Genomic DNA, 23,552 nt, shown 5'->3' on the forward strand with positions numbered 1-23,552 from the left:
TCGACGATGCCGCCCGCTCGCTCGGCGCCCGGCGCCGAGCGAGCGGGCGGCATCGTCGATGCGCGGCGAGATGCGCGCGAGGCCGCTCTGGGTGCCCGCCAGTGCGATCGACAGGAAGCGGACGAGATAGGCGATGATCAGCGCCGCGCCCGAGCCGAGCAGGATCAAGCCAGGGCTGACGCCAAAGGCAGCGCGGCTGGCATCGGCGACGAGATTGTCGAAGGCGGCGAGGGGGACGAGAAGCCCCAGGGCCAGCACGGTGCCGGGCAGGGCGTAGCCGAGCGAGGCCACTCTTGCGACAGTCGGCAGCCAGGGCTCGCGCCCGAGCCTGACCGCCGCCGCGACGCCGAGGCCGACGGCGACGACGAGCGCGGTGGCGACGGCCGAGATCGCGAGCGTGTTGGCGAGCGAGCGCAGCATCGCCGCATCCAACTGTGCGATGAGGTCGCGGCGCAGGAACTCGCCGAAGAGAAAGGCGAGGGGCAGGAGCGCTCCGAGCAGGACCGGCAGAGCGCAGGCGACAGTCGCCGCGAGGGCCCAGCCGCGCGGCAGCTTGCTGCGCCCGACCGGCCGAAGCCGCTTGACTGGCAGGGCGAAGCGGCGGGAGCCGCGGGTGCGGATTTCAGCGACGATCAGGCCGACCACGACCAGCAGCATCACGCAGGCGATCTGTGCCGCGCCCGGAAGTGAGGAGCGGTTGAGCCAGGTGGTGTAGACCGAGAGGGTCAGCGAGCGGACGCCGAGATACTCGCTGGCACCGATGTCGTTGAGGGTCTCGAGCAGCGCGAGCGTCAGGCCGGCGACCAGGGCCGGGCGGGCCATGGGCAGGCCGACGCGGCGGAACAGCGTCCAGCGCGAGGCGCCGAGCGTGCGCGCGGATTCGACGATCGCGGCGCTCTGCATGCCGAACAGCGCCCGGACGCTGAGATAGACGTAAGGATAGAGCACGAGGCCGAGGATCAGGATGGCGCCGGTGAGGTTGCGCGGATCGGGGAACCAGTAGTCGCGCAGCGTGCGCCAGCCGGTCAGCGCCCGCAGGGCGCTCTGCAGCGGTCCCTGGAAGCCGAGGATCTCGACATAGACATAGGCCGTTATGTAGGTCGGCATCGCCAGCGGTAGCACGAGCAGCCATTCCAGGCTCTGCCTGCCGGGGAAATCGTGCTGGGTCACCAACCAGGCGGTGCCGACGCCGACGATACCGCAGAAGACGGCGACGCCAGCGAGCAGCAGCAGGGTGTCGCCGAGCGCAGCCGGCAGGACATTGGCGGTGAGATGCGGCCAGACCGCCAGAGCCTCGCGCGAGAGCGCGGTGAAGCCGAGCGAGAGGACTGGCAGGGCAACGAGCCCGGCCGCGAGCGCGGCGAGCCAGGCAAGACGCGTCGACGGCCGCCACGCGAGTGACGGCCGCCGGTCAAGGGTGCTGAAGGCACCCGAGCTCAATTGTCGAAGCCGACCTTGTCGACCAGCTCGGAAGCGGCCTTACGGTTCTTGGCGACGTCGCCGAGCGGGGTCGTGTCGGGGGTGAGGGCGCCGAGCAGCTTGACCGAGGCGGCTTCCTTCACGTCGGCGTTGACCGGGTACTCGAAATTGCCGTCGGCATAGAGATGCTGGGCCTTCTCGCCGAGCATGTACTCGACCAGCTTGACGGCGTTCTCCTTGTTCGGCGCGTTCTTGGCGATCGCCGCAGCCGAGACGTTCACATGGGTGCCGCCGCCGGCAAAGCTGCTCTTCAGCGGCTTGATCGCGTCGTACCAGCCCTTCTGCTCGTTCTTCGCCTGGCTCATCAGTCCGATGTAGTAGGTGTTGATCACGGCGATGTCGCACTGGCCGGAGAGAATGTCACGCGCCACCTCGCGGTCGCCGCCGCCCGGCTTGCGGGCGGTATTGGCCTTGAGGGCCTTCAGGTACGCCTCGGTCTTCTCGGCACCGTTGCGGGCGAGATAGGCGGCGAAGAAGGCGTTGTTGTAGGGGTGCTGGCCGGCGCGGATGCAGAACTTGCCCTTCCACGTGGGATCGGCGAGCTCCTCATAGGTGATCGCGTCCTGCTGCACCCGGTCCTTCGAGGCGACGACGATGCGGGCGCGCTGGGTCAGCGTGACCCAGTTGTTGCCGGGGCCGCGCAGCGCGGCGGGGACGGTCTTGTCGACGAGCGCCGACTGGATCGGCTGGGTGATGCCGGCATCGGCGGCCTCGTTGATCTGGCCGACATCGACCAGCAGCATCACGTCGGCGGGGCTGTTGGCGCCCTCGGCCTTGATACGCTCCTGCAGGCCGTCCTTCAGGAAGACGGCGTTGACCTTGATGCCGGTGTCCTTGGTGAAGGCCTCGATCACCGGGTTGAGCAGGGCCGGTTCGCGCGTGGTGTAGAGATTGACGCTCTGTGCGAAAGCCGGGCCGGCGAGCAGGCAGGAGGTCAGCGCTGCGGCATAGAGGCGGGACTTTACGGACATTGCTCACTCCTGGAACGGTCCCCGAACAAGGTCGGGTGTCCGCTCGGGGTAGTCCGCGGAAGGCGCCTGGTCAAGGAAATATGCTTTGTAATCAATGAGTTATATCTATTCTAAAGTAATCTCTCTTTCTAGAAATTCTAAAGTGCTTCGTTCTGCCGAGAGGTGTCCTGCGCCGCGGTCCGGTTCTGGCACGTCAGGCTGCGCCCGCAGACGGTTTCCACAGTCTGGAGGCTGCCGGCAAATCCGTTCGTTTCCCTCCGGAAATTCGTGATATTTCTACAACAATTGTTCGGATTGCAGCGTGCCAAAAGCTGCCTGCCGCGATTGCCGCGAAGCCGCCACAAAGCGCTCTCAGCAAATGATCCCGTCAATTCGTCGCGTTAGGGAAGATTTGAGATTGATTTTCCGGATTTCCGGAAAGGATTTCATGCTTCCTGGAGGTGGCGAGGTGACGTTGCGCCCCGCGCTGGCCGCGTGGCACATCCAAGCCGCGCAGAAGGCGCGGTCTGGGGTCAGGAAGACAGAGTACGATGGACGGACGCGTTTTCGATAAGTCTAGGCTGCCCAGCCGACATGTGAGCGTCGGCCCGGCCCGCGCTCCGCACCGCTCCTATTATTACGCGATGGGGATGACCTCCCGGCAGATCGCGCAGCCCTTCGTCGGCGTGGCCTCCTGCTGGAACGAGGCTGCGCCCTGCAACATCGCGCTGATGCGCCAGGCCCAGGCCGTGAAGAAGGGCGTCGCCTCGGCGAGCGGCACGCCGCGCGAGTTCTGCACCATCACGGTGACCGACGGCATCGCCATGGGCCACCAGGGCATGAAGTCCTCGCTGGCTTCGCGCGAAGTGATCGCCGACTCGGTCGAGCTGACCATGCGCGGCCATTGCTATGACGCGCTCGTCGGGCTCGCCGGCTGCGACAAGTCCCTGCCCGGGATGATGATGGCGATGGTGCGGCTCAACGTGCCCTCGATCTTCATCTATGGCGGCTCGATCCTGCCCGGCAATTTCAAGGGCAAGCCGGTCACCATCCAGGACGTGTTCGAGGCGGTCGGCAAGCATTCGGTCGGCGCGATGTCGGACGAGGACCTGAAGGAACTGGAGGAGGTGGCCTGCCCGTCCTCCGGCTCCTGCGGCGCGCAGTTCACCGCCAACACCATGGCGACGGTCGCCGAGGCGATCGGCCTGGCGCTGCCCTATAGCTGCGGCGCGCCGGCGCCCTACGATGTCCGCGACACCTTCTGCTACACCGCCGGCGAGATGGTGATGGAGCTGATCGCCCGGAACATCCGGCCGCGCGACATCGTCACCCGCAAGGCGCTCGAGAACGCGGCCATGGTCGTCGCGGCCTCCGGCGGCTCGACCAATGGCGCGCTGCACCTGCCGGCGATCGCGCATGAATGCGGCATCGACTTCGATCTCTTCGCCGTCGCCGAGATCTTCAAGAAGACCCCGTACATCGCCGACCTGAAGCCGGGCGGGAAATACGTCGCCAAGGACATGTTCGAGGTCGGCGGCATCCCGCTGCTGATGAAGACCCTGCTCGACCATGGCTACCTGCATGGCGACTGCATGACGGTCACCGGCCGCACCATCGCGGAGAACCTCGCCTCGGTGAAATGGAATGACGAGCAGGACGTGATCCGCCCGGCCAACAAGCCGCTTTCAGACAATGGCGGGGTCGTCGGCCTGGTCGGGAACCTCGCCCCCGAGGGCGCGATCGTGAAGATCGCCGGCATGCCGCCGGAGAGCCTCGTCTTCAGCGGCCCGGCGCGCTGCTTCGACTGCGAGGAGGACGCGTTCAAATGCGTCGCCAATCGCGAATACCAGGTCGGCGACGTGCTGGTCATCCGCTATGAGGGGCCGAAGGGCGGCCCCGGCATGCGCGAGATGCTGGCGACCACCGCCGCCCTCTACGGCCAGGGCATGGGCGACAAGGTCGCGCTGATCACCGACGGGCGATTCTCCGGCGCGACGCGTGGTTTCTGCGTTGGCCATGTCGGTCCCGAGGCCGCCGTCGGCGGGCCGATCGGACTGATCCGCGACGGCGACATCATCGAGCTCGATGCCATCACAGGAAAGCTCGCAGTCCGCCTTTCTGATGCCGAACTTGAGGAGCGTCGTAAGGCCTGGAAGCCGCGCAGGACCGACTACAACTCCGGCGCGCTCTGGAAATACGCGCAGACCGTCGGCTCCGCCAAGGGAGGGGCCGTGACCCACCCGGGAGGGGCGGCCGAGACCCATTGCTATGCGGATATCTGAAACCATCCTCGCCGGGTTCCTGTTCACCCTGGGCTGCCAGTCGGTAGCCTGGGCACAGGAGGCGTCCGGCCAGTCGCGCGGGCTTCTGCCGCCGCGGCCGATTCCCGGCATCGCCCTGCCGGAGCCGGAGGATGGCGCGGTCGGTGAACCTGCTCCGCTGGCCGGCGGCCGTGCCATCGCGGCCCCGCCGAGCGGGCCCGCCGCCCATACGGCCTTGCCGCTCGCGCCCTTCACCAGCGCCCGCGACGCGCTGAAGGCCTGGATGCGCGATTCCTCGGCCGGCGATCAGGTCGGAGCGGTGCGCGCGCTTGAGTTCGCCGCCTCGCGCGGACATCTCGCCGCGCAGTTCAAGCTCGGCCGCGTCTATGCCAGCGGCGACGGCGTGCCTGTCAACGATCTCAAGGCTTTCGAGTATTTCTCGAAGATTGCGGATGAGAATGCCGACCAGATTCCCGGCACCTCCGATGCGCGGATCGTCGCCAGTGCCTTCGTGGCGCTCGGGGGCTATTTCCTCGACGGCATCAAGGGCACCTATGTGAAGCCCAATGCCGACCGGGCTTTCGACATGTTCCACTACGCCGCCTCCTATTTCGGCGACCCGGACGGCCAGTACAATCTCGGCCGGCTCTACATGAACGGCACCGGCGCACAGCGCGACCCGCGCCAGGCGGCACGCTGGATGAAGCTCGCCGCAGAGAAGGGCCACGCCCCGGCGCGGGCCGTCTTCGGCGACCTGCTGCTGCGTGGCGGCGATGGCGTTCCGCGCCATCCGATCCTCGGCCTGATGTGGCTGGCGCTGGCCCGCGAGGGGGCCGACGAGACCCGCGAGGGCTGGATCGTCGAGCGCTACGATGCGGCCTTCGCGGCCGCGAGCGCGGCCGACCGGACCGCGGCGCTGGCGCTGGTCGAGCGTCAGCAGGTTGCGGGCCGCGGCGCGCGGCGCTGACGGCCTGGCACTTCTCTCACCGCGACTTACCCAGTCCGCTTGGCGGGGCAGGGTAGTTTCCGTGCGCGGCGCTTCCTCATCTGCCACACGCTCATGGGGATGATGGCATCCTCCTGCCGCTAGTGGCGGTCGATCAGATGCGCCCGCCGGGCAAACGGCTGACTGAGCTCAGTTCAGCTCGATCAGCACCGGGACGTGGTCGGAGGCCTTCTCCCAGCCGCGGACATGCTTGGCGATCGAGACGCCGGCGAGGCGGTCGGCCGCCTGCGGCGAGAGCAGCAGATGGTCGATGCGGATGCCGTTGTTCCGTTGCCAGGCGCCGGCCTGATAGTCCCAGAAGGTGTAGAGGCCGGGCGCATCGGTCGTCGCCCGCAGCGCCTCGGTGAAGCCGAGATTGACGAGCTTGCGGAAGGCGGTGCGGGTCGGCGGCAGGAAGAGCGCGTCGGAGACCCAGGCGGCGGGATCGCGGGCATCGCGCGGCTCCGGGATGACGTTGTAGTCGCCCGCAAGCACCAGCGGCTCCTCATGGGCGAGCAGGCCGCGCGCATGCACCGCCAGCCGCTCCATCCAGGCGAGCTTGTACGGGTACTTCTCCGTGTTCGGCGGGTTGCCGTTCGGCAGATAGATCGAGGCGAGGCGGACGACACCGTCGCCATGGGGCAGGACGCCCTCGAGATAGCGCGCCTGCTCGTCGCCATCATCGCCGGGCAGGCCGCGGCGGACATCCTCGAGCTTGCTGCGCGAGAGGATGGCGACGCCGTTGAAGGCCTTCTGGCCATGGCTGGTCACCTGCCAGCCGGCCTCCTCGATCTCGGCGCGCGGGAAATCGCCATCGACGCATTTCAGCTCCTGCAGACAGAGCGCATCGGGCTCGGCCTCCTTCAGGAAGGCGAGCAGATGCTGAAGCCGCTGGCGGACCGAGTTGACGTTCCAGGTGGCGATACGCACGGGCTGAACTCCGGATTCTCTGGAGTGCACCATAAGGACCGGGGTGGGCGACAAGGCAAGTCAGCATGCATTCCGGAAGAACGGCCTTACCGGTGGGCGGGTTGCGCGGAGAGCTTCGGGTATTGCATTCTGGGGTGCTGGCCAGGAGAAACACATGCCCAGCAGCCTCCCCCCGATTCATGCAGAATTCCTACGGCGCGCCTGCGATGCAGTTGCTCGCGACGGACGGCTCAGCGCACTTCTGATTGGCGGATCGTATGTTCACGGATGTCTGGATGAGAATTCGGACCTCGATTTCGTGATCGTCGTCGAAGAGGACAGCTTTGCGCAGGTGATGGCATTCCGCACGGTCTTCGCCGATACGCTGGGCGAGCTCGTCAGCGCCTTCACCGGCGAACATGTTGGCGAACCACGGCTCCTGATCTGCCTCTTCGGCCCTCCGCTGCTTCATGTCGATCTGAAGTTCGTTCTTCCGTCCGACCTGGACAACCAGATCGAGCGGCGGACGATCCTGTTCGCCCGCAATCCCGAAGCGATCGAGAAGCGCGTCCGGAACGGCAGCGTGGCCTGGCCAAACCGGTCGTCCGACTGGTTCGAGGCGCGCGCCTGGATCTGGCTGCACTACGCGTCCACCAAGCTTGCCAGGGGTGAACTCTACGAAGCCATAGGGATGCTCGCCTTCTTCCGTGAGCAGGTTCTCGGCCCGCTGCTCCACCGCCGCTCCGGCCAGAACCAGCGCGGCGTGAGGCGCCTGGAAGCAATGGGGCTGGACGGGCAAGCCAGGTTGGCTGCTACCATCGCCTGTCATGACGCCGGCTCGGTCCGGGACGCGATCACGGCAGCGATCGACTGCTACCTCGAGCTGCGTGCCGATGATCCGCCGTCGAAGCCAACGAGCGGGATGCCGGAGCTTCTTGTCGATCTCATCGATCGGGGGGAGCCGAGCCACGCCGGCGCGCACCGGACGCGAGAGCCGGAGAGCGCGGCATAGGCTTGCCTCCTGATGCGGCCGCTTGCAGCGCGCGGCAGGGCTTCTGTTATCGCTGCCAGCCCACCGCCTCCGATCCAGCCGAGGCTGTCCATCCACGGTCTCCGAGCGGGCCATCTGGCGCCCGCCCCGGGGGCTGAAACTGCTCTGTGAGAGAGATCACGGTCCTCGGGCCGATCGAGGAGCATGGTGAGGCCGGGTTCGTAACCGCGATCCAATTGCATGGTGCTACGCAGACGCTGTTCTGCCCGCGATCCGTCCGCCGAGGCGGGCCGCGGCCAGGGAGCGCTGCGCTCTACGGCACCATTCTCGATCGCGGGTCGGCCCGTTCGCTCAAGTGCCGGAAACCCAGGTGGAGGAGTGTCCTCGATGGCCGAGACCAGAATGCCGAGGCCCATGCGCCTCATTGGAGCATGCGTGCTCGCCGCCGCAATGATCCTGATCGTCGCGCAGCATGCGTCGGCCCCATTGGGGGCGTTCCTGACGGCGACGACGGCGGAGACGATGTCGCCGCTCGACATCATGACGATGCAGGACAAGCCGTTGCCGCCCGAGGAGTGGGATTCCTTCTGAAGCCGTGTTGCCGGCCCTAAAGGCCGACAGGATTCTGAAGTCGCTGGTGTGCCCCCGGGGCGTCTGACCCCGGCAGCTATCTCGGACAAGAGCTGTGCGCGCCGCAGCTCCAAAAGAAAAGAGGCCTCCCGCCGGGGAGGCCTCGATGCGTTCGGAAGGCGGACCCTGCGCTTACGGGCAGGCGCGGACCACGCCGCCGGTGCCGATATAGGTGCCGGTCTCCGGGTCGTAGCTGCGGAAGCGGCGCGAGCAATAAGCGATCGCGTCGGCATCCGGCGTGGCGTAAACCGGCCCGCGATAGGGCGGCGGGACCGGCTCGGCATAGACCGGGCCGGGCGCCAGCAACGCGCCAGCAGCGAGCGCGCCGATCGCGCCGGCTGCAATGCCGGCACCGACCGCTGCGCCGCGATTATAGCGATAGCCACCATAGTACCCGCCGCGATAGCCATAGCGCGGGCCGTAATAGCGACGATATTGGACCGTCTCGACCAAGCCCTGGCCGGCGGCCGTAGCGACGGCTGCCGTCGCCGGAGCCAATGGGGCGGCTGCCGCGGGAGCGGCGAGGGCGAAGGCCCCCGCAACGGCGGCGGCAGCGATCATCGTGGTCCTGAACATCGAAAAACTCCTTTCCTCTCCAACGCGAGAGGAACGCTGACTGTTCCCCCAGAGGCAGCCGCCGCAATCAGCCGCGGCGGCGCATGCTCGAAGCACTAAGAGACAAAAGCGGCGGAAATTCAACGTTATCGGCGATAATTCGGCATTTCTGCTTGCGAATGTCGCAGAAGCGCACCATTTCGCGCTGCACAAGGCGCCCTGCGTCCGATTCCCTCAGAGGTCCGAACCCGACATGTCGCACCCCGTCGAACCCGCCGGCGCGCCGCCGCCCTCCGCCGTGCTCAAGCCGCTGCCAATGATCATCTTCGCCTCGCGCTGGCTGCAGGTGCCGCTCTATCTCGGTCTGATCGTGGCGCAGTGCGTCTACGTCTTCCTGTTCCTGAAGGAACTCTGGCACCTCGTCACCCATTCCTTCGACTTCACCGAGCAGCAGATCATGCTGGTCGTGCTTGGCCTGATCGACGTAGTGATGATCTCGAACCTGCTGATCATGGTGATCGTCGGAGGCTACGAGACCTTCGTCTCGCGCCTGAAGCTCCAAGGGCACCCCGACCAGCCGGAATGGCTCAGCCACGTCAACGCCTCGGTGCTGAAGATCAAGCTCGCCATGGCGATCATCGGCATCTCGTCGATCCACCTGCTGCGCACCTTCATCGAGGCGGGCAATATCGGTGGCCCGGTGGCCACGAACTACACCACCACCGGCGTGCTGCTTCAGACGCTGATCCACTCCATCTTCATCGTTTCGGCGCTTGGCATCGCCTGGGTCGACAAGATGACGGTGGGCAACGGCAAGGGGCATTGATTTGAAGCGCGTCATGCTTGGGCTTGACCCGAGCATCTCTGGCCCTGCTCTATGCTGCGGCCGAGAATGACGTGCGGAACTAGCCCCGTGCCCGCCGCGGCGGCAGGCCCTTGATCTGCGGTGAGGCGAGGCCGGCGGCGGTCTCGACGCCGAGCGTCGGCAGGGCGAGCGTGCGCTGGCCGCGGAAATCGACATGGCAGACGAGGAGCCCGCGCTCCTCGATGTAGCCGAGCAGGCGGCGGGCGCGGCTCGGCGAATGGCTGCCATAGGCCTCGGCCAGTTCGGCATCGGACGGGCAGGGGACGCCTTCGATCGCGCTGCGGGCGATGAACAGGAAGAGGCCGTGCAGGTCTTCCGGCAGCGTCTCGGCGGCGGTGAGCGCCTTCTCCCAGGCATCGGAGGAGAGCACCGCCTCGCTCGCTCCGGCGCGGGCGACGGCGAGCCGCTTGCGGAAGGCGTCCAGGTTGGTCTCCGGGCCGCTGACGCGGCGCATGCGGCAGCGCACGGTGAAGTCCTGATAGAGCACGGCGACCGGCCGGTCGCGCGCCTCGGTGTCGTCGAGCAGCTCGTTCAGGATTTCGACGAGCGCCGCCTCGCGCTCCTCCGGCTCCATCTCGATCTCGGGCTCGGGCGGCGGTGACGGCGGCTGATGCGTCTCGATCCGGCGGATGATCTCGGGGGCGACGACCGGGCGGGGCCGCGGCTGGCGCGGCCAGGGCGCCGGGGTCGCCTCGCCCTCGCTCGGGGTGAAGATCAGCTTGCTTGCATCCTCGGGCGCCTGGTCGGGCAAGGGCAGCAGGCTCGGCGCCCCGCCACGGTCGACCGAGGCGACGGAGCCGATCCGGACCGGCAGGGGCCGCCGCGACAGGGCCGGGCCGAGCGCGACGAACTGGCCGCGTTCGAGATCGCGGAACATCTCGGCCTGGCGCCGGTCCATGCCGAGCAGGTCGGCGGCGCGCTGCATGTCGATGTCCAGAAATGTGCGGCCCATCAGGAAGTTCGAGGCCTCGGCCGCGACGTTCTTGGCGAGCTTGGCGAGGCGCTGGGTCGCGATCACGCCGGCGAGGCCGCGCTTGCGGCCGCGGCACATCAGATTGGTCATGGCGCCAAGCGAGAGGCGGCGGGCCTCGTCGGAGGCTTCGCCCGCCATCACCGGGGCGAAGAGCTGCGCCTCGTCGACGACGACCAGCATCGGATACCAGCAGGAACGGTCGACATCGAACAATCCGCCGAGGAAGGCGGCGGTGGCGCGCAACTGCTCGTCGGCATCGAGCTCCTCGAGATTGAGGACGACGGAGACGCGGTGCTGGCGCACGCGCAAGGCGATCTTCTGCAGTTCGTGCGGGCTCGCCGTGCCGTCGACCACGACATGGCCGAACTGGTCGGCCAGCGAGACGAAGTCGCCTTCGGGATCGATCACTGCCTGCTGCACCAGCGGCGCGCTCTGCTCGAGCAGGCGGCGCAGCAGATGCGATTTGCCCGAGCCGGAATTGCCCTGGACCAGAAGCCGCGTCGCCAGCAATTCGGCGAGATCGAGCTCAGCGGGCTCGCCGCTGCGCGTCGAACCCATGTCGATGCCAGTCTTCATGCCTGCTTGCGCGTCGCTTTCGGTCCTAGGGCACGCGCCGGCCGGATTGCTGCGCAAGCCGGCCAGAAACTGCGTGCCCTATCAATCATTTGGAAGCGGATTCGCCGGCCAGGACGATTCAGCCTGACCGGATCCGGCTCCCGCGGCCCGATTCGGTGCGGATCGGGCGGGCGCGAGGTCTAGCATAGGCGGCGCCGGCAAGAAGCGCTGCCGAACGCCGCATCCACAAAATACCGGAGCGCCTCGGGCATAAAGCGAGGCCGCTATTCACGCCGGTAGAGCACCATGCCGCCATGGTGGAGGACGCCGTCGATGAAGGTTCCGTCCGCGGTGAAGCCGGTATCGTCCCAATAGTCGATATGGTCGCCGGTGACCCTGTAGCGGCCGCGATAGGCGCTTTCGCGACTGCCGCGGGCCTCGTCATAGCGGCCATTGGGCAGGAGGTTGTGCCGGACATGGCCGTCCTCGGTCACCCACATGCCGACATAGGGGTGGCTCTGCGGGGTCTGGGCCGAGGCGGCGCGCGTCACCGTCATGCGGATCGGACCTTCCATTGCGAGATCGATGGTCATGGCCGCGGCGCAGGCGCCGGCCACCGCCAACAGGCGGTTCTTGTTCGAGCTTCTGGTCATTGCTGGCTCCGGCGTTCGGCGAAGAGTTCGGACAGGGCCTGCGAAGCGGCCAGTGCGCGCGGAAAGCCGGAGGTCACGGTCACCAGATAGATCGCCTCCTTCAGCTGCTCCTCGCTGACGCCGATATTGAGCGCGTAGCCGGCATGGACCTTCATGATGGGCAGCTCGCCCAGCGCGGCGAAGGCGGTGACGGCCGCGAGCTGCCGCGTCCGGCTGTCCAGCGCGGTACGGGACCAGACGTCGCCGAGCGCATAGCCTTCGGTCGCTTCGGCGAGGAAGGGAAACTCCCGCCGCAGGCGCTCCAGTGCCGGCTGCGGTGCGCCCTTGTTGAGGCTGCGGATCACGGCATCGCCGCGCTTCAGGCGCTCCTCGGTGGTCTCTGCGGCGGCAGGCAGCGGAGCGGCCAGGAAAAGGGCCGTGGCGGCGATCTTGAGCGGTGTACTGATGTGAGCGTTCATTGCGATCTCCTCAGCGGGCGGCGGTGGGGCGGATGACGATCTCGTTGACGTCGACGTCGCCGGGCTGCTCGATGGCGAAGCGCACCGCCCGGCCGATCGCGTCGGGCTGGAGCGCGATGGCGCGGTAGCTGCGCATCAATGCCGCCGCCATCGGATCGGTGATCGAATCGGCCAGCTCGCTCTCGACCACGCCGGGATGGACGCAGGTGACGCGCAGCTCCTCATGCTCCTGTCTCAGCCCGTCGGAGATCGCACGCACCGCGAACTTCGTCGCACAGTAGACGGCTGCGGCCGGCGAGACGTCGAGCGCGCCGATCGAGGCGATGTTGATCACATGACCGGAGCCTTGCGCCGTCATCTGCGGCAGCACCGCTGCGATGCCGTAGAGCACGCCCTTGATGTTGACGTCGATCATCCGGTCCCATTCCTCGACCTTGAGCGAGGCCAGCAGCGAGAGCGGCATGACGCCGGCATTGTTGACGATGACGTCGATGCGGCCGAACGCGTCGCGGCCTGCGTCGGCGAAGGCTGCGACATCGCTGCGGTCGGTCACGTCGAGGCGGCGGATGCGAGCCTCGCCGCCTGCGGCCCGGATCTCCTGGGCGAGGGCATCGAGGCGGTCGGTACGTCGCGCGCCGAGCATCAGCCTGGCGCCGGCGGCGCCGAGTTCGCGGGCAATGCCGGCGCCGATTCCGCTGGAGGCGCCCGTGATCAGGACGACCTTGTCGAGAGGCATGTCGAAGCTCCGTGCTTGTTCCTGTCACCGCGAATTGCGGTTGCCCGAAAGCTAGACGCACGGCATTGTTGCGATAAGCGACCTTGTTCTTTCTGATCCGGAGAGAAATTCTAACCAATGGAGCCCGATCTCAATGCGCTCGCCGTGTTCGCCCTCGTCGCTGAGGAGAGTAGCTTTCGGGGGGCGGCCGACCGGATCGGCGTGACGCGCTCGGCCGTCAGCCAGACGATCAGGAAGCTCGAGGAGCGGCTTGGCATCGCGCTCGTCCGCCGCACGACGCGCAGCGTCAGCCTGACCGAGGCAGGCGAGCGCCTTCTCGCCGATCTCGCGCCGGCATTGTCCGATCTGCGCGCCGCCGTGGAGGCGACGCGGGATCTGCGGGCCGGACCGCGCGGGCGCCTGCGCCTCGCCGTCTCGTCGATCGCCGAGCGCTTCCTGTCGGGGCCGTTTCTCGCGAGCTTTGCGGCGGCCAATCCCGAGGTCGAGCTCGACATCACGGTGACCGACGAGGAGTTCGACATCGTCGCCGCCGGCTACGATGCCGGCGTTCGGCTTGGCGAGGTCATCGAGCAGGACATGATCGCGGTTTCGATCGGTGGCGAGGAGCGCCAGCTCGCAGTCTGCTCACCGGACTATCGCGAGCGTTTCGGCGTGCCGGCTCATCCAAGGGAACTCGCCGCGCATCGTTGCATCGGCTGGCGGCCGGCGCCGAAGCTCGCGCCCTATCGCTGGGAGTTCGCTGAGGGCGGCAATGAGTTCAGCGTCGCGGTTGAGCCCGAGATCACGACCAACGACATGGCGCTGATGATCAAGCTCGCGATTGCCGGCGCCGGCATCACCTTCGGCATGGAGGAGAGCTTTCGCCCGGCGATGGCACGCGGCGAACTCGTCCCACTGCTGGAGGCGTTCTGCCCGAGCTTCGCGGGATTCTATCTCTACTACCCCGGGCGCCGCGCCATGGCGCCGAAGCTGCGCGCCCTCGTCGACCATCTGCGGCGCTTCGAATGGAGCAGGCACGCGGCGACGGCCTGAGCGGGATCGGCTATGATCCGATTCCAGGCGCTGCCCGCGCCTCCACCCTCCAATCGGGAAGCACGCTGCCGTGCAGGGCCGATCCGATCATCGAACCGACTGTTCGAGCGCTGCGCATAAGGAGGGGTTGCGGATGTAGCTCGCATCAGGAGGTCACCGATGAAGCTTTCCGCACCCGTCTACCGCTTGAAGCGCAAGGCCAGGGAACTGGCGCGCAAGGAGAACATCCCGCTCCATCTCGCGCTCGACCGCATCGCCATCGGCGAAGGTTTCGGCGCCTGGAGTCTGCTTTCGGCCAGATCGGCAGAAATGTTGTCCGCCGCCGGGCTCCTTGATCGCCTCGCACCGGGAGATCTGCTGCTGATCGGCGCGAGGCCAGGGCAGGGCAAGACGCTGCTGAGCCTCCAGCTTGCCGTCGAGGCGATGAAGGCCGGCCGCCGGGCGGTCTTCTTCACACTGGAATATACGGCCAGGGACGTGCTCGGCCGCTTCCGGGCGCTCGGCGTCGAGCCGGCTCAATTCGAGGCGCTGTTCACCTTCGACGATTCCGATGCGATCAACGCCGATCACATCATGCAGGTGCTGGCCGATGCGCCTGATGGCACGCTGGCAATCGTCGACTATCTGCAACTGCTCGACCAGAAGCGCGGCAATCCCGAGCTTGGCGCGCAGATCAGCGCGCTCAAGGCCTTTGCGCGGGAGAGGGGGCTGATCCTGGGCTTCATCTCGCAGATCGACCGATCTTACGATCCGGTGACGAAGCCCTGTCCCGATCTCGACGATGTCCGCCTGCCCAATTCGCTCGACCTGTCGCTGTTCAGCAAGGCCTGTTTCCTGAATTCAGGCGAGGTCCGCTTCCAGGCGGCGGGATAGCGCTGAGCGGCAGGCGCCGGGTGATCTGGCTGGCCGCGCAGATCGGCCCTAAAAGGGCGGCATGTTGGTTTGCGCCGGCCAGATCCTCATCCTCACCGGCTCGCCCGGTTCCGGCAAGACGACGGCGGCACGTGCCCTCGCCAGCTTGCCGGGCTCGGCCAAGGTGCATCTCCACGCCGATGATTTCTGGCATGCGATTGGCCATGGCGCTGTCGCACCCTTCCTGCCGGAGGCGCACGCCCAGAACGCGGTCGTGATGGAGGCGCTGGCGGCCGCCGCCTTCTCCTATGCGCGCGGCGGCTATTTCGTCGTCGTCGACGGCATTATCGGCCCCTGGTTCCTGGCGCCGTTCGGCCGGGACGGCGCAGCGGTGCATTATGTCGTGCTCCACCCGCCGCTCGACGAGGCGATCCGGCGCTGCCGGGAGCGGGGCGGCGATACGCTGACGGATCCGCAGGTGATCGCGGCCCTTTACCGCCAGCTCGCCGATCTCGGGGAGCTTGGGCACCATGCCCTTCCAGTGGCTGGCCTCGATGCCGGCGGCGTCGCGGCTGCTATCCTGCGCGCCGTCGAAAGCGGGCGTTTTCGGTTGGCCCCGGGGCGCACCTAGAGCGGGCAGCCATAGGCGCGTTCCTCGCGCTGGATCTCGGCGACGAGGCGGCGCTGGTTCGCCGAGAGCGGGACGTCTTCCATATTGTCGTACTGGCAGCCGGCATTGCCGAAGGCGCGGATGCCGCGCTGGGTGCGGAAGCAGTAGCCCTGCGCCTTGTAGATCTCGTTGCGCTGGTACCAGAGCGCCTCGCAGCTCTGGGCCGCGGCTGGCGTCGCAGCCGAGAGCAATGGCAGGGCGAGGCCGATGGCGGAGGCGAGCAGGATGGGCTTCGACATGGTGCGCCTCGGATGTTCGAGCTTCATAGTGATCGCTCCCTTGTGCGGGGCACAAGGGTTTTCGCTGGCGGGGCCGGGCTTTCGCTGCCGCAATTGCCGGGCTGCCATGCCTGCATCACGATCGTGCTGCAAAGGGCTGGCAAAGCCGTGAATTGACGGCGCGCCTCGCATCGGACGACAAGAACCGAAGGTCATGACAGCCGCACGAACCCTCAGCCCGCCACGATCGCCCGCCCGGAGCCTGCCGGCTTCCGCGCGTCGCCGGGTCGTCGCCGCGCTGAGTGGCGCGCTCACGGTCGCTGTGCCGCCTGCGGCCGAGGCGCAAAAGCGCTCGATCTCGCTGATCCGCGATGCCGAGATCGAGCAATTGCTGCGCGACTACGCGGCGCCGATCTTCAAGGCAGCCGGAATCAATGCCCGCGGCACCCGAATCATCCTGATCAACGACCGCGCCTTCAACGCCTTCGTCGCCGACGGCAAGTCGATCTTCGTCAATATCGGCGTGCTGATGGATGCCGCGACGCCGAACGAGGTGATCGGCGTGCTGGCGCATGAGAGCGGCCACCTCGCCGGCGGGCATCTCGCCCGGCTGCGCCAGGAGATCCAGGGCGCGCAAATCCTCTCCATCGCGGGCCTTCTGGCAGGCGCAGGGGCCGTGGTCGCCGGCGCCCGCAGCGGCGGCGGCTCGATGGGTAATGCCGGCATCGGCGCGATGGGCGCCCTGACCGGGCCGCAGGAACTGGTGCGGCGCTCGCTGCTTGCCTATCAGCGCTCCGAGGAGCAGGCGGCGGACCGGGCCGCGGTGCGCTATCTCGGTGCTGCCGGCATGTCGGCCAAGGGCATGCTCACCGTCTTCGGGCGCTTCGCCGAGAACAGCGCCTTCCTGTCGCGGAGCATCGATCCCTATACGCTCAGCCATCCGATGCCGACCGAGCGCATCGCCCAGCTCGAGACGCTGGCCAAGGCGAGCCCGCATTTCAACAAGCTCGATCCGCCGGAGCTGCAGGCGCGGCACGATCTGATGCGCGCCAAGCTGATGGGCTTCGTCGAGCGCGAGGCCGGCGTCGCGCGGCGCTACGGCATGGCCGATCGCTCGATGGCGGCGCGCTATGCCCGCGCCATCAGCGATTACCGCTCGGGCCGGATGGCGCAGGCGCTCGCTGCGATCGACCAGCTCAGCGCCGAAGAGCCGCGAAACGCCTATTTCCTCGAGCTCAAGGGGCAGGCGCTGCTCGAGGCGGGTCGCGCCCGCGAGGCGGTGCCGGTGCTGCGCCAGGCGGTCGCGCTCGCGCCCAATGGCGGGTTGATCCGGCAGATGCTCGGCCATGCGCTGCTCTCGACCGGGCAGCCGGCCCTGCTCGACGAGGCGATCCGCGAATTGTCGAACGCCGCCTCGCGCGAGCCGGATTCCGCCGATGCGCACCAGCATCTCTCGAATGCCTATGCCGCCAAGGGCAACATCGCGATGGCGGAACTCTCGGCGGCGCAATATGCCTTCGTCAAAGGCGACTGGACGGTCGCGCATACGCAAGCCAGCCGGGCGCTCGGCAAATTGCCGAAGGGTTCGCCGGCGGCGCTACGCGCCCGCGACATCGTCGACTATGTTCCTCCCGACAAGCAACGCTAGCGGCCAGCCGCCGCAGCCCTGAAAGGACCTTCACCCATGCTGCTTTCCCCGCTTCGCCGCCTCGCCATGGCCGGCCTCGCTGCGGCCGCGCTCGGCCTCGGTGCCATGCCGGCCAAGGCCCAGGCTCCGGCGCTGACGCCCGAGCAGCGCCAGGCCGTGGTCGATCTCGTCCGCGAGACGCTGCTGAAGAATCCGGAGTTGATCCAGGAGGCGATGGTCGAGCTGGAGCGCCGCAATCAGCTCGCCCAGGTCGAGGCGCAGCGCAACGCCCTTTCGGCCGAGAAGGCGAGCCTCGTCGATCCCGCGAGCTCGGTCATCGCCGGCAATCCGCAGGGCGACGTCACCATCGTCGAGTTCATGGATTACAATTGCGGCTTCTGCAAAAGGGCGATGGAAGACGTCAACAACCTGGTCAAGGCCGATCCGAAGCTGAAGGTCGTGATCAAGGACTTCCCGATCCTCGGGCCGGATTCGGTCGAGGCCAGCCGGGTCGCGATTGCCGCCAAGGCGCAGCTCCAGGGCCAGAAGTACTGGGACTTCCACCTCAAGCTGATGGGCACCAAGGGCCGCATCAACGGCGCCAAGGCGATGGAGATCGCCAAGGAGGCCGGCGCCGATATCGAGCGCCTGAAGAAGGACATGGATGCGCCGGCGACCCGCGCCGTGATCGAGCACACGGTCGCGCTCGGCGACCGGCTCGGCCTGACCGGCACGCCGGCCTTCGTGATCGGCGACGAGGTGGTGTTCGGCGCGGTCGGCGCTCCCGCCCTGAAGCAGAAGATCGAATCGGTCCGCAAATGCGGCAAGGCGACCTGCAGCGGCTGAGCGGCAGAGCCAGTCGAGCGGGGAAGGATCGGAACCCCCGCCGCGCCTTTTTGGGGTGCGGCGGCGGCTTTCGGCCTGCAAATGGGGGAAAGCGCTCGCCTTCTCCCTTTCCCTGAACCGCCGTTCCGGCTAAGACCCGCCGACGCGGCGCGGCCGCCGGCTTGATCCGGCGCCATTCATTCGCATATCCGCTTCTCCTTCGGGACGTGCCGTCCCATCCATCGAGCTCACAAAGACGGTGAAGTCCGCCATGGCGACCAAAAGCCCCATCGATCCGGAACTCGTGCGCGAAATGGCGCAGCTGATCAACGAGACGGACCTGACCGAGATCGAGGTGCAGAAGGGCGATCTGCGCATCCGCGTGGCGCGCACCATCACTGCGACCGTGATGGCCCCCGTCGCCGCGGCTCCGGCATATGCCGCCGCGCCGGCGCCGGTCGCCGCAGCGCCCCTCGAGGCCAAGGCCGCCGCTGCCCATCCCGGCACGGTGAACTCGCCGATGGTCGGCACCGCCTATCGCCGGCCCTCGCCGGAGGCCAAGCCCTTCATCGAGATCGGCCAGGAAGTTAAGGCCGGCGAGCGCGTGCTGCTCGTCGAGGCCATGAAGACCTTCAACGACATCGTGGCGCCCCGCGCCGGCAAGGTCATCGCCATCCTCGTCGAGGACGGGCAGCCGGTCGAATACGGCGAGCCGCTGCTGGTGATCGAGTGAGGCCGGCGCCGGACGGGAGCGGGCTGAAGATGTTCGATAAGATCCTGATCGCAAATCGCGGCGAGATCGCGCTCCGGGTGCTGCGCGCCGCCAAGGAGCTCGGCATCGCCACCGTCGCGGTGCATTCGACCGCCGACGCCAACGCCATGCATGTGCGCCTCGCCGATGAGAGCGTCTGCATCGGCCCGCCGCCGGCGCGCGAGAGCTATCTCAACATCCCGGCGCTGATCGCCGCCTGCGAGATCACCGGCGCCGACGCGGTCCATCCCGGCTATGGCTTTCTCTCCGAGAATGCCCGCTTCGCCGAGATCCTCGAGCGGCACAACATCACCTTCATCGGTCCCAAGGCCGAGCATATCCGCAGCATGGGCGACAAGATCGAGGCCAAGCGCACCGCCAAACGCCTCGGCATTCCCTGCGTTCCGGGCTCGGAAGGCGGCGTCGCCGATGACGAGGAGGCGCTGCGCATCATCAGAGAGATCGGCCTGCCCGTCATCATCAAGGCGGCGTCCGGCGGCGGCGGCAAGGGCATGAAGGTCGTGCGCAGCGAGGACGAGATATCCGTCCTGCTCGCCACCGCCCGCAGTGAGGCCAAGGCCAATTTCGGCGACGATGCCGTCTATATCGAGAAGTATCTCGAGAAGCCGCGCCATATCGAGATCCAAGTACTCGGTGACGGCAAGGGCCGCGCCATCCATCTGGGCGAGCGCGACTGCTCGCTGCAGCGCCGCCACCAGAAGGTCTGGGAGGAGGGGCCATCCCCGGCTCTCAACGCCGGCGAGCGCGACCGGATCGGCAATGTCTGCGCCAAGGCGATGGCCGAGATGGGCTATCTCGGCGCGGGCACGATCGAGTTCCTCTACGAGGACGGCGAGTTCTACTTCATCGAGATGAACACCCGCATTCAGGTCGAGCATCCGGTCACCGAGATGATCACCGGGATCGACCTGGTCAACGAGCAGATCCGCATCGCCGCCGGCGCGCCGCTCTCGATCCGCCAGGAAGACGTGATCATCGAGGGCCATGCCATCGAGTGCCGCGTCAATGCCGAGCACCCGTCGAGCTTCCGGCCCTCGCCGGGGAAGATCGCCTCGTTCCATACGCCGGGCGGGCTCGGCGTACGCGTCGATTCCGCGGCTTATCAGGGCTATGTCATCCCGCCGCATTACGACTCGCTGGTCGGCAAGCTGATCGTGCACGGCCGCAACCGCGACGAGTGCCTGATGCGCCTGCGCCGCTCGCTCGACGAGTTCGTCGTCGACGGCGTCGATACGACCCTGCCGCTGTTCCGCACGCTGGTGCGCAACCAGGACATGCTGAACGGCGACTACAACATCCACTGGCTGGAGAAATTCCTGGCCAATGGCGGCATGGGGCAGCCCGGCGAGGGCTGAACCTTTCCTTCTCCCCTTGCCGGGAGAAGGTGGCGCACGGCCCGGAATGAGGCGGCGTTCCACGCCTTCTGCTTCGGCACGAAGGCGATAGTGCAAAGGCCGCGGGACCCCTCAGCCCAGCCCTCTCCCGCAAGGGGAGAGGGGGGTGGTCGCGGCCCTGGTTTGACAGGCTCGCGCGCCCGCGCTCCCATCACTGCATGAAGGCCCGTTCCACACCCGTGCGCGCGCCCACGATCACGCCGGAAATCCTGCTGCGCGCCTATGCGGGCGGGGTTTTTCCGATGGCCGAGAGCGCCGACGATCCCGGCCTGTTCTGGGTCGAGCCCGAGATCCGCGGGGTGATCCCGCTCGACGCCTTCCATGTCCCGGGCCGGCTGCGGCGCACCGTCCGCTCGGACCGTTTCGAGATCCGGGTCGACCACGCCTTCGAGCCGGTCATCGCCGCCTGCGCCGAGAGCCGCCCGGACCGCGAGGAGACCTGGATCAACCGGCGCATCCGGGCGCTGTATGGCAAGCTCTTCGCGCTCGGTTTCGTCCACACCGTCGAGTGCTGGCGCGAGGGCCAGCTGGTCGGCGGGCTCTACGGGCTTTCGCTGGGCGGGGCTTTTTTCGGCGAGAGCATGTTCCATCGCGAGACCGACGCGTCGAAAGTGGCGCTGGTGCATCTCGTGGCGCGTCTGCGGCGGGGCGGCTACCGGCTGCTCGATGCCCAGTTCCAGACCGCTCATCTCTCCCAGTTCGGTACGCGCGAGCTGCCGCGGGAGATCTATCGCGCCCTGCTCGAGCCGGCGATCGCCTCCGAGGCGGAATGGTGGAGCTGGCCGCGGGAGAAGTGCGTCAGCGGCAGCGAGGCGCTGGCGGAGCTGGAGAGCGTGCCCGGCGCGCGGTGACGATTCGGCAGTCACGGGAGGGGGCGGCTCGCGGGAAGGCGAGGGGCTTGACCTTGACCATATCACGCAACATATGAAGCTTCATGAAGCGCGATAGCCGATTGTCCGGGGTGCTGCATGTCCTGCTGCATATGGCGGAGCTGGATGGCCCGGTGACCTCCGAGGTCCTCGCCAGGGCGATGGCGACCAATCCCGTGGTGATCCGGCGGGTGATGGCGGGCCTGCGCGACCAGGGCTATGTCCGCTCCGAAAAGGGGCATGGCGGCGGCTGGACCATCGCCTGCGACCTTTCGAAGGTGACGCTACGCGACATCTACGATGCGCTCGGCAGCCCCTCGCTGCTGGCCATCGGCAACCGGACGGAGGCGCCCGGCTGCCTTATCGAGCAGGCGGTGAACGCGGCGCTCGACCAGGCCTTCGCCGATGCCGAGGCTCTGCTGCTCGCCCGCCTCGGCGAGGTGACGCTGGCTGCGCTGAGCGCCGGCTTCCATGAGCGGCTCGTCGCCCGTGGCGGCCGCCACGATCTGGAAGCTTCTCATGGCTGAAGCAGCCTGCCATCGCCTTGCCGCGCCGCGGTGCGGCGTCGCCACTCGCTGCTTCCGGCCGCTGAAGACGAGGCCGATCTCATGAACGCATTGATGGCGCCATTCTCGGACCCTGCGGCGGTCGCCCGCTATGCGGAAGGCCCGCCGCGCTTCGTGCCCGGTTTCCACGATCTGCATAAGATGACCGGCATCCTGCTGGCCGAGTGCGCTCCGGCGGCGGCTCGGGTGCTGGTCCTGGGGGCAGGGGGCGGGCTCGAGCTCAAGGCCTTGGCGCAGGCTCAGCCGGACTGGATCTTCGACGGTGTCGATCCGGCGGCCGAAATGCTGAAACTGGCCGGCCAGACGCTGGGACCGCTCGGCACGCGCGTAGATCTTCACGAGGGCTATATCGAGGATGCGCCGGAAGGGCCGTTCGATGCCGCGACCTGCCTGCTGACCCTGCATTTCCTGGCGCCCGAAGACAGGCGGCGCACAGCGAGCGAGATCCATCGCCGCCTGAAGCCCGGCGCGCCCTTCGTCGCCGCCCATGCCAGCTTCCCACAGGGAGAGGGCGAGAGGGGGCTCTGGCTCTCGCGCTACGCCGCTTTCGCCACGGCCTCGGGCGCGGAGCCGGCCAAGGCGGAGAATGCCCGCGCGGCGGTCGCTGCGCATCTCCACTTGCTCAGCCCCGAGGAGGACGAGGCGATCCTGCGCGCTGCCGGGTTCTCGCAGGTCAGCCTGTTCTACACCGGCTTCAGCTTCCGCGGCTGGGTCGGCTACGCCTGATCTTCAGGGGCAGCGAAAGCCTGCGGCGCGGGCTGCCAGAGCTCGATCGGATTGCCCTCGGGATCATGGATGCGGCAGAAGTGGCCGACTTCTGAATCCCATTCCGGGCGGGTTTCCACGGCGATGCCGGCGGCCCTGAGCGAGACCATCATCGCGTCGAGATCGTCGACGCGGAAATTCACCATCCATTGCTGCCCGGGCCGGCCGAAATAGTCGGTCGTCGCGGCGAAGGGGCCGAAAATGGTCGGCCCGGCATCCTGGCTCCAGACCGCCTTGGCGAGATCGTCGATGCCGAGATGGCGTTCGTACCAAGCCGCGAGCATCTGCGGGTCACCGGCGCGGAAGAAAAGACCGCCAATGCCGGTGACGCGCGCCATGGCTCAGTTGCCGCCGGTCGGGTCGCGGCCGCCGCCGGCGGGATTGGTCGGGAAGAAGCGCTGCGTCGGGGCGCGCGGCTGCACCGGCACGCCCTGCGGCGGCGCGACGTCGATGCGCTGCCCGGCGGGCGGCGGGGGCGTCTCGCGCGCCGGACGTACCGGGCGCTCGGGGCGCTGGCCGGCTGTCGGCGGCGGGGTCGGCTCCGGCTCCTTCGGATCGACCACCAGCTCGGTGCCGCCTTTGCAGTCGGTCAGCCAGACGTCGTAAATCGCGTGCTCGACGCCGTGCAGGCCGGGGCTCGCCGCATACATCCAGCCGGTGAAGATGCGCCGGTACTCGTTGTTGAAGGTGACCTCGTCGACCTCGGTGAAGCTCGTGGTCTGTGGCGCTTCGGTCGGCGGGCGCGTCCAGCAGACACGCGGCGTCAGCTGCAGCGCGCCGAACTGCACGGTCTCGTCGATCGCGACCTCGAAAGAGATGATGCGGCCGGTGATCTTGTCGAGGCCGGCGAAGACCGCGACCGGATTGCGGATGCGGTCGGCCTTGGCCGGCGCGGCCAGCGCGAGCGCGGCGCCGGAGAGGGCGGCAAAGGCGAGGACTCTGCGGAGCGAGGGCATGCTGGC

At 67.7% G+C, this 23,552-nt stretch carries 26 protein-coding genes; 15 read left to right on the plus strand and 11 right to left on the minus strand.

Annotated features, from left to right (window positions below; translation table 11 throughout):
- Both RKE40_RS20670 and RKE40_RS20675 read right to left on the minus strand, forming a co-directional pair.
- A partial coding sequence (locus RKE40_RS20670; protein WP_316020103.1) for an ABC transporter permease occupies positions 1–1,440 on the minus strand: 1,440 nt, incomplete at its 3' end.
- A complete protein-coding gene (locus tag RKE40_RS20675; RefSeq protein WP_316020104.1) occupies positions 1,437–2,450 on the minus strand; it encodes an extracellular solute-binding protein in 1,014 nt (337 codons plus the stop codon). The genes RKE40_RS20675 and RKE40_RS20670, both read right to left, overlap by 4 nt.
- Before the next feature lie 530 nt (positions 2,451–2,980).
- On the opposite strand from RKE40_RS20675, the gene ilvD reads away from it, so the two are divergent.
- Both ilvD and RKE40_RS20685 read left to right on the plus strand, forming a co-directional pair.
- The gene (gene ilvD, locus RKE40_RS20680; protein WP_316020105.1) at positions 2,981–4,711 is read left to right on the plus strand and encodes a dihydroxy-acid dehydratase; all 1,731 of its coding nucleotides are present in this window, start codon (positions 2,981–2,983) and stop codon (positions 4,709–4,711) included.
- Positions 4,698–5,657, plus strand: coding sequence for a tetratricopeptide repeat protein (locus RKE40_RS20685; RefSeq protein WP_316020106.1), 960 nt, complete (start codon positions 4,698–4,700; stop codon positions 5,655–5,657). The genes ilvD and RKE40_RS20685 overlap by 14 nt, the downstream gene beginning before the upstream one ends.
- A gap of 168 nt (positions 5,658–5,825) precedes the next feature.
- Here RKE40_RS20685 and xth read toward each other — a convergent pair whose 3' ends face one another.
- Complete coding sequence (gene xth, locus RKE40_RS20690) at positions 5,826–6,605, minus strand: exodeoxyribonuclease III (RefSeq protein WP_316020107.1); 780 nt, start codon at positions 6,603–6,605, stop codon at positions 5,826–5,828.
- Between the two features lie 154 nt (positions 6,606–6,759).
- Here xth and RKE40_RS20695 point away from each other — a divergent pair, with 154 nt between their 5' ends.
- Both RKE40_RS20695 and RKE40_RS20700 read left to right on the plus strand, forming a co-directional pair.
- Positions 6,760–7,596, plus strand: a complete 837-nt coding sequence (locus tag RKE40_RS20695) for a nucleotidyltransferase domain-containing protein (RefSeq protein WP_316020108.1) — start codon at positions 6,760–6,762, stop codon at positions 7,594–7,596.
- Positions 7,597–8,010: 414 nt separating this feature from the next.
- Complete coding sequence (locus RKE40_RS20700; protein ID WP_316020109.1) at positions 8,011–8,166, plus strand: hypothetical protein; 156 nt, start codon at positions 8,011–8,013, stop codon at positions 8,164–8,166.
- A 171-nt stretch (positions 8,167–8,337) separates the two neighbouring features.
- On the opposite strand, the gene RKE40_RS20705 is transcribed toward RKE40_RS20700, so the two are convergent.
- Complete coding sequence (locus tag RKE40_RS20705; RefSeq protein ID WP_316020110.1) at positions 8,338–8,781, minus strand: BA14K family protein; 444 nt, start codon at positions 8,779–8,781, stop codon at positions 8,338–8,340.
- A gap of 232 nt (positions 8,782–9,013) precedes the next feature.
- Here RKE40_RS20705 and RKE40_RS20710 point away from each other — a divergent pair, with 232 nt between their 5' ends.
- Complete coding sequence (locus RKE40_RS20710) at positions 9,014–9,586, plus strand: TIGR00645 family protein (RefSeq protein WP_316020111.1); 573 nt, start codon at positions 9,014–9,016, stop codon at positions 9,584–9,586.
- A gap of 79 nt (positions 9,587–9,665) precedes the next feature.
- Here RKE40_RS20710 and RKE40_RS20715 read toward each other — a convergent pair whose 3' ends face one another.
- The 4 genes from RKE40_RS20715 to RKE40_RS20730 all read right to left on the minus strand — a co-directional run bounded on the left by RKE40_RS20715 (position 9,666) and on the right by RKE40_RS20730 (position 13,000).
- Positions 9,666–11,174, minus strand: a complete 1,509-nt coding sequence (locus tag RKE40_RS20715) for a helicase HerA domain-containing protein (protein ID WP_316020112.1) — start codon at positions 11,172–11,174, stop codon at positions 9,666–9,668.
- Between the two features lie 263 nt (positions 11,175–11,437).
- A complete protein-coding gene (locus tag RKE40_RS20720) occupies positions 11,438–11,728 on the minus strand; it encodes an Atu4866 domain-containing protein (RefSeq protein ID WP_066470207.1) in 291 nt (96 codons plus the stop codon).
- Positions 11,729–11,802: 74 nt separating this feature from the next.
- Positions 11,803–12,264 carry a carboxymuconolactone decarboxylase family protein gene (locus RKE40_RS20725; protein ID WP_316020113.1) on the minus strand — a complete coding sequence of 154 codons (462 nt, stop codon included), beginning with the start codon at positions 12,262–12,264 and terminating at the stop codon, positions 11,803–11,805.
- Between the two features lie 10 nt (positions 12,265–12,274).
- The gene (locus RKE40_RS20730; protein WP_316020114.1) at positions 12,275–13,000 is read right to left on the minus strand and encodes an SDR family oxidoreductase; all 726 of its coding nucleotides are present in this window, start codon (positions 12,998–13,000) and stop codon (positions 12,275–12,277) included.
- Positions 13,001–13,117: 117 nt separating this feature from the next.
- Here RKE40_RS20730 and RKE40_RS20735 point away from each other — a divergent pair, with 117 nt between their 5' ends.
- The 3 genes from RKE40_RS20735 (at position 13,118) to RKE40_RS20745 (ending at position 15,515) form a co-directional block, all read left to right on the plus strand.
- Positions 13,118–14,032, plus strand: coding sequence for a LysR substrate-binding domain-containing protein (locus tag RKE40_RS20735; protein ID WP_316020115.1), 915 nt, complete (start codon positions 13,118–13,120; stop codon positions 14,030–14,032).
- A 159-nt stretch (positions 14,033–14,191) separates the two neighbouring features.
- Complete coding sequence (locus RKE40_RS20740; RefSeq protein WP_316020116.1) at positions 14,192–14,905, plus strand: DNA helicase; 714 nt, start codon at positions 14,192–14,194, stop codon at positions 14,903–14,905.
- A gap of 61 nt (positions 14,906–14,966) precedes the next feature.
- Positions 14,967–15,515, plus strand: coding sequence for an AAA family ATPase (locus RKE40_RS20745; RefSeq protein WP_316020117.1), 549 nt, complete (start codon positions 14,967–14,969; stop codon positions 15,513–15,515).
- Here the strand turns inward: RKE40_RS20745 and RKE40_RS20750 are convergent.
- Positions 15,512–15,793 carry a YARHG domain-containing protein gene (locus RKE40_RS20750; protein WP_316020118.1) on the minus strand — a complete coding sequence of 94 codons (282 nt, stop codon included), beginning with the start codon at positions 15,791–15,793 and terminating at the stop codon, positions 15,512–15,514. The two genes, RKE40_RS20745 and RKE40_RS20750, sit on opposite strands and share 4 nt — an antisense overlap.
- Before the next feature lie 193 nt (positions 15,794–15,986).
- Here RKE40_RS20750 and RKE40_RS20755 point away from each other — a divergent pair, with 193 nt between their 5' ends.
- From RKE40_RS20755 to RKE40_RS20785, 7 genes are all read left to right on the plus strand, one after another.
- Positions 15,987–17,420 carry a M48 family metalloprotease gene (locus tag RKE40_RS20755; RefSeq protein ID WP_316020119.1) on the plus strand — a complete coding sequence of 478 codons (1,434 nt, stop codon included), beginning with the start codon at positions 15,987–15,989 and terminating at the stop codon, positions 17,418–17,420.
- 36 nt (positions 17,421–17,456) lie between these two features.
- Positions 17,457–18,245 (plus strand): DsbA family protein, encoded by a 789-nt coding sequence (locus RKE40_RS20760; RefSeq protein WP_316020120.1) that lies wholly within the window; start codon positions 17,457–17,459, stop codon positions 18,243–18,245.
- A 250-nt stretch (positions 18,246–18,495) separates the two neighbouring features.
- Positions 18,496–18,957 (plus strand): acetyl-CoA carboxylase biotin carboxyl carrier protein, encoded by a 462-nt coding sequence (accB, locus tag RKE40_RS20765; protein WP_066469695.1) that lies wholly within the window; start codon positions 18,496–18,498, stop codon positions 18,955–18,957.
- 29 nt (positions 18,958–18,986) lie between these two features.
- Positions 18,987–20,351, plus strand: coding sequence for an acetyl-CoA carboxylase biotin carboxylase subunit (gene accC / locus RKE40_RS20770; protein WP_316020121.1), 1,365 nt, complete (start codon positions 18,987–18,989; stop codon positions 20,349–20,351).
- A gap of 197 nt (positions 20,352–20,548) precedes the next feature.
- Positions 20,549–21,241: a leucyl/phenylalanyl-tRNA--protein transferase gene (gene aat, locus RKE40_RS20775; RefSeq protein ID WP_316020122.1), complete on the plus strand. Its 693-nt coding sequence runs from the start codon at positions 20,549–20,551 to the stop codon at positions 21,239–21,241.
- Between the two features lie 83 nt (positions 21,242–21,324).
- Positions 21,325–21,786 (plus strand): Rrf2 family transcriptional regulator, encoded by a 462-nt coding sequence (locus tag RKE40_RS20780; protein ID WP_316020123.1) that lies wholly within the window; start codon positions 21,325–21,327, stop codon positions 21,784–21,786.
- A gap of 81 nt (positions 21,787–21,867) precedes the next feature.
- Entirely contained in the window at positions 21,868–22,551 is a 684-nt protein-coding gene (locus RKE40_RS20785; protein WP_316020124.1) for a class I SAM-dependent methyltransferase, read from the plus strand.
- On the opposite strand, the gene RKE40_RS20790 is transcribed toward RKE40_RS20785, so the two are convergent.
- Entirely contained in the window at positions 22,542–22,928 is a 387-nt protein-coding gene (locus tag RKE40_RS20790; RefSeq protein WP_316020125.1) for a VOC family protein, read from the minus strand. The genes RKE40_RS20785 and RKE40_RS20790 overlap by 10 nt on opposite strands.
- A gap of 3 nt (positions 22,929–22,931) precedes the next feature.
- On the minus strand, positions 22,932–23,546 hold the full coding sequence (locus tag RKE40_RS20795; protein ID WP_316020126.1) for a DUF2155 domain-containing protein: 615 nt from the start codon (positions 23,544–23,546) through the stop codon (positions 22,932–22,934).
- Positions 23,547–23,552 lie beyond the last annotated feature (6 nt).

Source organism: Allobosea rubneri (genome assembly GCF_032464875.1).
Classification (GTDB): domain Bacteria; phylum Pseudomonadota; class Alphaproteobacteria; order Rhizobiales; family Beijerinckiaceae; genus Allobosea; species Allobosea rubneri.